This is a genomic window from Erwinia sp. (assembly GCF_031978025.1).
In the GTDB taxonomy this organism is placed as follows: domain Bacteria; phylum Pseudomonadota; class Gammaproteobacteria; order Enterobacterales; family Enterobacteriaceae; genus Erwinia.
In genome coordinates this window covers 1-5,338 of record NZ_DALZCD010000287.1, presented here as the reverse complement: position 1 = coordinate 5,338, position 5,338 = coordinate 1, and the positions used below count along the sequence as shown (strand labels likewise).

Sequence of the window (5,338 nt, the reverse complement as noted above, 5' to 3'; positions counted from 1 at the left end):
CTGAGCCGCTGACCGTAAGTCGTTGTGCCGTCTCAGTGGTTGCGCATTATAGGGATCCGTTCGGATAGCACAACCCTTTTTTTGATCTTTCTTTCCGACCGCTGATTTTTCACGCTCATCGCTGTGATAACGGACGATTCGCACAAAAATAGCGCTAATTTTACCGAAATTATTGATCGCCACAGGCCTGCGGCACTAGGCTTCGTCGATCCTTTTTACGAATGAGAGACCATTATGTCCGGAAATTTACGTCCTTATAAAGATACGTCGCCTCAATGTGGTGAACGCGTCATGGTAGATGCTTCAAGTGTAGTGGTGGGTAACGTGCAGTTAAGCGATGACGTCAGTATCTGGCCGTTGGTTGCTATCCGTGGAGATGTAAACCACGTCGTTATTGGAAAACGAAGTAATATTCAGGATGGCAGCGTTCTACATGTCACTCATAAATCATCTACTAATCCGCAAGGTTTCCCTCTGATAGTTGGAGAGGATGTTACGGTCGGCCATAAGGCCATGCTCCATGGTTGCACAATTGGCAATCGGGTTCTGGTGGGAATGGGGTCAATATTGTTGGATGGTGTAATAGTAGAGGAAGACGTCATGATTGGTGCCGGTAGCCTGGTCCCGCCAGGTAAGCGCCTGGCCAGCGGCTTTCTTTATCTGGGCAGCCCGGTAAAACAGATTCGGCCGCTTACCGAAGCTGAACTTAGCGGCCTGCTTTACTCATCGAACAATTATGTGCGCTGGAAGGATGACTATCTGGCTCAGGAAAGCCAGATCCAGCCCTGAGCATCTTCCTGTTCCGCTTTGATGGCCCCTTCCGCTTCCTCTTCCAGATCCCAGCGATGTTGACGGAAGCTTTCTCTCACCTCTTTATCTTTACCAAAACGGCGGATCAGCGATTCGCCGCTAATAGCACAGAGAACCTGAAAGCCATTAACAAGAGCGGGGAAACAGATCGCGTTTGCCTCCTCGTCCCACCATTCACGATCGGGAAAAAGGATCGCCTGATTCATGCCTGGAGTTCCGCCTGCAGAGTAGCAATCACCGGCGCGACATCCGGAAAGACGTTGTGCCATAAAAAGAATGACCAGGCCGCCTGTCCTACCAGCATGCCAAGCCCGTCCGCCCAATGTGTTGCGCCCTGCTCCCGACACCAGCGTAGGAAAGGCGTCACGCCAGGCTGATAGAACATATCGTAACAGCGGGTTTTGGGGCCGATTAACGAGGCGGGGATAGCCGGTATTTCACCGCCAACGCCGCTGGAGGTAGCGTTGATAATCAGGTCAAACTGCATCGTCTCCAGGCTGTCCGTCGACTCAGCGGCGATTTCGCCGGCATGTCGGAAAAGTTCAGCTAACGTCTGTGCTTTTTCCAACGTGCGATTAGTGATGGTCAACCGACAGTTTAAAGACAACAGAGGCAGGATCACACCGCGAGCGGCACCGCCAGCGCCCACCAGCAGCACGCGGTCACGCGGTTTGATTAACGAGAGTCTTTCTAAATCGGTTAGCAGGCCAATCCCATCGGTGTTGTCCCCCAGCAGCCGCCCGTCATCCAATTTCTTAATGGTGTTGACCGCGCCTGCCAGCGAAGCGCGCTCGCTCAGCTCATTTACCAATCGATAGGCCTGCTCTTTAAAAGGTAGCGTAACGTTTGCCCCTGCACCGCCCTGAGCAATAAAGGTTGCTATCGCCCCTTCAAAATCATCAGCCGGCGCGCAAATACGACCATAAGGATGAGGGATGCCGGTCTGCTCCGAAAAGAGCTGATGGATCCGTGGCGATTTGCTGTGATTAATTGGATTACCAAATACCGCAAAGTTTCGCATCGTTTATCCCTGTCGGATCAGTTCGCCGGTTAAAGCATCGCGAATTTCAGAAGGATTGACTCGTCCACCCGTCTCGGCCTGTAAAACAGGAAAATTATCACCAAACTGCTGATGGACTTCTGCGGCGCTGCGACAAGGCGGCAGGCCGGTCAGGTTGGCACTGGTGGAAACCAGCGGCTTACCAAAAGCCTCGCATAGCTGACGAACATGGGGATGGGCGCTGACCCGCACGGCCAACGAATCAAACCGTCCTGTCAGCCAGCGAGGAGTGGCTTTACGAGCAGGCACTACCCATGTTACCGGGCCAGGCCAGAACGAGAACATTTTTTCCTTCTGTTCTGTCGTCAGCTGCGTTTCATCAAGATAGGGTCGTAGCTGCTGGTAATCCGATGCTATCAGAATTAATCCTTTTTCCACCGGACGCTGTTTTAATGCCAACAGCGCCATGACCGCTGATTCACTGTCCGGATTGCATCCCAGACCAAATACGGCTTCGGTAGGGTAAGCAATAACGGCATCCTGTCGTAAGTGCGCAAGGCAGGCATCCAGCGAGCCTGCCGGGTAGTTATTCTTCAATGCTGTTTCCTGCTGTAACGGGCTTGCCGCAGGCTTTGCTGGCACAGAAGCGCCTGACGCCGCGCGCGGTTTTTTTCTCAATTAATAGAGGGAAATGGCAAAATTCGCACTCCCCTTCTACCGGTGTAAAGTTGACTGCAAACTGGCAATCCGGATAACGGTCGCAGGCATGAAACGTCTTGCCATAGCGTGAACGCCGTTGCACCAGTTTCCCGTGCTCGCATTGCGGACAGGCAAGAGTCGTTTCGTCGGGTTTATCAATCAGCTCTGTATGCGTGCAGTCAGGATAGCGGCTACAGCCGATAAACATGCCGTAGCGACCCTGGCGCAAAGCCAACTCTGCCTGACAAACAGGACAAAACTGACCTTCGAGGATTTTAACAATATGGCCGTCAGCCTGATTTTTAAGGGGGCGGATATAGTCACACTCAGGCCAGGCCTGACATCCCAGAAAAGCGCCATGCTTTCCTGAGCGAATGACCAGTTCCGCCCCGCACTGTGGGCAAGGCTCATTTTTTCGCACAGCGAAAAGCGCTGTTTTATTCATAGTATTTCTGACACGAAGACGTTCTTCAGTGCACTATTCCTTCATTGACATCGAAAAGAAGTTCTTCCACCTGTTGGTAGGCATTTTCACATCCGGGGATGTTAAACAGCACCATCAGCACTACCCACTTGAGATCTTCAAGATCAAACTCCAGCGTATCCAGCGCCATAATACGCTCAATCACCATTTCGCGGGTTTCCAGATTGAGTACCTGGATTTGCTCCAGGAACAAAATGAAACCCCGACAGTTGGCATCCAGCCGCTGGCTTTCTTCTTCGGTATAGATCCTCATGGAAAGCGGATCGGCAGCAAGTAGAAAAGGTGCCGCCAAACCATCCTGATAATCCGCCAGCTTTTCTAACCAGTTCAACGCATTATAAATATCTTCACGATGAAAACCGGCGTCGGTCAGATCGTCCGTCAATTTATCCTGATCGACGCGCATCTCTGCTTCGCTATGAATATACGTTTCAAATAAATACATCAGTACGTCGAACATGGCTTGCCCTCCTCAATCGGACATAGCCGCCGGGTACAGCTGCGATCCACCCTGCTAACTCCAGCTCAAGCAGCTTAGCTACGATGGCTGGCACAGGTTGACAGGCACGTTCAGCGACGACATCAACAGGTGTAACCTCATCTCCTACGTTAGCCAACACCTCGGGAAATGGCAATGAACTATTGTCTTCAACAGCAGAATATATTGTTGTATTTTTCGCCAGAGGCAACCATTTTAAATCGCTCTGTAACTGTTCAAGGATAGTATTGGGATGGGAGGTCAGTAACGCACCCTGCTGTATCAGCCAGTGCGTGCCCTCACTACCGGGGTTACCGATGGCGCCGGGCAGCGCATAAACCTCGCGATTTTGCTCTAAGGCCAGCCTGGCGGTAACCAGCGAGCCGCTTTTCAGGGCCGCTTCTACCACCAGCACACCCAGGCTCAGGCCGCTAATAATTCTGTTACGCCACGGAAAATGCCATGCAAGCGGCGCGTCAGCGAGCGGAAATTCAGAAATGAGCGCGCCGCCCCCGGCGATAATGGCTTTCGCCAGTGTGGAGTGTTGCCGCGGGTAAATGTTTTCCAGCCCGCTACCTAATACCGCCAGCGTTTTTCCCTTTACCTCTAATGCAGCCCGGTGGGCAATACCATCGATACCCAGTGCGAGCCCACTGGTAATAGTAATACCGCTGAGCGCAAGCGTTTCTACAAAACAGGTTCCCCAGTTTCTGCCATAGGCAGAACAATTGCGGCTACCGATAACTGCTATCTGCGGCGTACTCAGCACCGCCGGATCGCCTTGTACAAAAAGGGCGGCGGGGAAATCATAGATGTTTTTCAGTAACGGCGGGTACGCGGGGCTGTTGCAGGGAATAAAGTGATGGTCATCCTGTTCCAGCCAGGCGAGCGTACGCTCGATTACCGTTCGATCATAAGACAGGAAGGCGTCGGCTTGTTCTGCTCGCAGGCCTGCTTCAAGCAGCGTATCTTTATCTAATACCGTCTTGCACCGTAGCCTGACGGCCAATGCCTCACGCCGTAATGTGGGTAGCTGCTTTACGGCTGACAAACGCAGCCAAATCTCCGTTGCCGTCATCGGTGCCATCCTTGCCCTGGGCTTTGGTTAACATAGCGGGAATGCTGTCAATCATGAGGCGAAATGTCTACAATAAGAGAGATAAATCTCTTATTCCTTGAACACAAATCTGGAAAGTTATGTCCGTTTTGCAGGTATTACATTATCCCGACGATCGCCTTCGCATCGTCGCTAAGCCCGTGGCAGAAGTTAACGCCGATATACAGCGTATCGTTGATGATATGTTCGACACCATGTATGCCGAAGAAGGTATTGGCCTGGCGGCGACACAGGTCGATATTCATCAACGAATTATCGTTATAGACGTTTCTGAAAACCGCGATGAGCGTCTGGTGTTAATCAATCCGGAGCTGCTGGAAAAAAGCGGCGATACCGGTATTGAAGAAGGCTGTCTTTCTATCCCGGAACAGCGGGCGCTGGTGCCACGCGCTGAAAAAGTAAAAATTCGCGCACTGGATCGTGAAGGTAAAAGCTATGAGCTGGAAGCGGACGGCCTGCTGGCCATCTGTATACAGCATGAAATGGATCATCTGGTCGGCAAACTTTTTATTGATTATCTGTCGCCGCTGAAGCGCGATCGTATTCGTAAAAAACTTGAGAAGCTTTATCGCCAGACGGCTCAGGACTGATGAACATCTGAAGAAGGGAAACCCGTGTCCGACTCCTTAAATATTATCTTTGCCGGCACGCCTGACTTTGCAGCGCGTCATCTTGATGCGCTGCTGTCGTCCAGCCACAAAATAGTCGGCGTTTTTACTCAGCCCGATCGACCAGCCGGCCGCGGCAATA

At 51.8% G+C, this 5,338-nt stretch carries 8 protein-coding genes and 2 pseudogenes; 3 read left to right on the top strand and 7 right to left on the bottom strand.

What is annotated here, in order from left to right; genetic code table 11:
- Positions 1–183, bottom strand: a pseudogene (locus RTK32_RS18430) (hypothetical protein); the annotation flags it as partial.
- A gap of 51 nt (positions 184–234) precedes the next feature.
- Here RTK32_RS18430 and RTK32_RS18425 point away from each other — a divergent pair.
- Positions 235–789, top strand: a complete 555-nt coding sequence (locus RTK32_RS18425) for a gamma carbonic anhydrase family protein (protein ID WP_312046531.1) — start codon at positions 235–237, stop codon at positions 787–789.
- Here the strand turns inward: RTK32_RS18425 and RTK32_RS18420 are convergent.
- Genes RTK32_RS18420 through dprA form a run of 6 tightly spaced genes read right to left on the bottom strand, consistent with a single transcriptional unit; the run spans position 765 to position 4,549 of the window.
- The gene (locus tag RTK32_RS18420; protein WP_312046529.1) at positions 765–1,016 is read right to left on the bottom strand and encodes a DUF1488 domain-containing protein; all 252 of its coding nucleotides are present in this window, start codon (positions 1,014–1,016) and stop codon (positions 765–767) included. The genes RTK32_RS18425 and RTK32_RS18420 overlap by 25 nt on opposite strands.
- A complete protein-coding gene (gene aroE / locus RTK32_RS18415) occupies positions 1,013–1,831 on the bottom strand; it encodes a shikimate dehydrogenase (protein WP_312046527.1) in 819 nt (272 codons plus the stop codon). Before aroE ends, RTK32_RS18420 begins: the two co-directional genes overlap by 4 nt.
- A 3-nt stretch (positions 1,832–1,834) precedes the next feature.
- A complete protein-coding gene (gene tsaC, locus RTK32_RS18410; protein WP_312046525.1) occupies positions 1,835–2,407 on the bottom strand; it encodes an L-threonylcarbamoyladenylate synthase type 1 TsaC in 573 nt (190 codons plus the stop codon).
- Positions 2,397–2,954, bottom strand: coding sequence for a topoisomerase DNA-binding C4 zinc finger domain-containing protein (locus tag RTK32_RS18405; protein WP_312046523.1), 558 nt, complete (start codon positions 2,952–2,954; stop codon positions 2,397–2,399). The genes tsaC and RTK32_RS18405 overlap by 11 nt, the downstream gene beginning before the upstream one ends.
- 25 nt (positions 2,955–2,979) lie before the next feature.
- Entirely contained in the window at positions 2,980–3,453 is a 474-nt protein-coding gene (smg, locus tag RTK32_RS18400; RefSeq protein WP_312046521.1) for a DUF494 family protein Smg, read from the bottom strand.
- On the bottom strand, positions 3,425–4,549 hold the full coding sequence (gene dprA, locus RTK32_RS18395) for a DNA-protecting protein DprA (RefSeq protein ID WP_312046519.1): 1,125 nt from the start codon (positions 4,547–4,549) through the stop codon (positions 3,425–3,427). The genes smg and dprA overlap by 29 nt, the downstream gene beginning before the upstream one ends.
- Positions 4,550–4,668: 119 nt before the next feature.
- Between dprA and def the strand changes: the two genes are divergently transcribed.
- Both def and fmt read left to right on the top strand, forming a co-directional pair.
- Entirely contained in the window at positions 4,669–5,178 is a 510-nt protein-coding gene (def, locus tag RTK32_RS18390) for a peptide deformylase (protein WP_125290972.1), read from the top strand.
- A gap of 24 nt (positions 5,179–5,202) precedes the next feature.
- Positions 5,203–5,338, top strand: a pseudogene (fmt, locus tag RTK32_RS18385) (methionyl-tRNA formyltransferase); the annotation flags it as partial.

Coding starts and splice junctions, on each gene's coding strand:
- RTK32_RS18425 (WP_312046531.1), top strand. CDS start 235: ATGTCCGGAAATTTACGTCCTTATAAAGATACGTCGCCTCAATGTGGT.
- aroE (WP_312046527.1), bottom strand. CDS start 1,831: ATGCGAAACTTTGCGGTATTTGGTAATCCAATTAATCACAGCAAATCG.
- RTK32_RS18405 (WP_312046523.1), bottom strand. CDS start 2,954: ATGAATAAAACAGCGCTTTTCGCTGTGCGAAAAAATGAGCCTTGCCCA.
- def (WP_125290972.1), top strand. CDS start 4,669: ATGTCCGTTTTGCAGGTATTACATTATCCCGACGATCGCCTTCGCATC.
- RTK32_RS18420 (WP_312046529.1), bottom strand. CDS start 1,016: ATGAATCAGGCGATCCTTTTTCCCGATCGTGAATGGTGGGACGAGGAG.
- dprA (WP_312046519.1), bottom strand. CDS start 4,549: ATGACGGCAACGGAGATTTGGCTGCGTTTGTCAGCCGTAAAGCAGCTA.
- smg (WP_312046521.1), bottom strand. CDS start 3,453: ATGTTCGACGTACTGATGTATTTATTTGAAACGTATATTCATAGCGAA.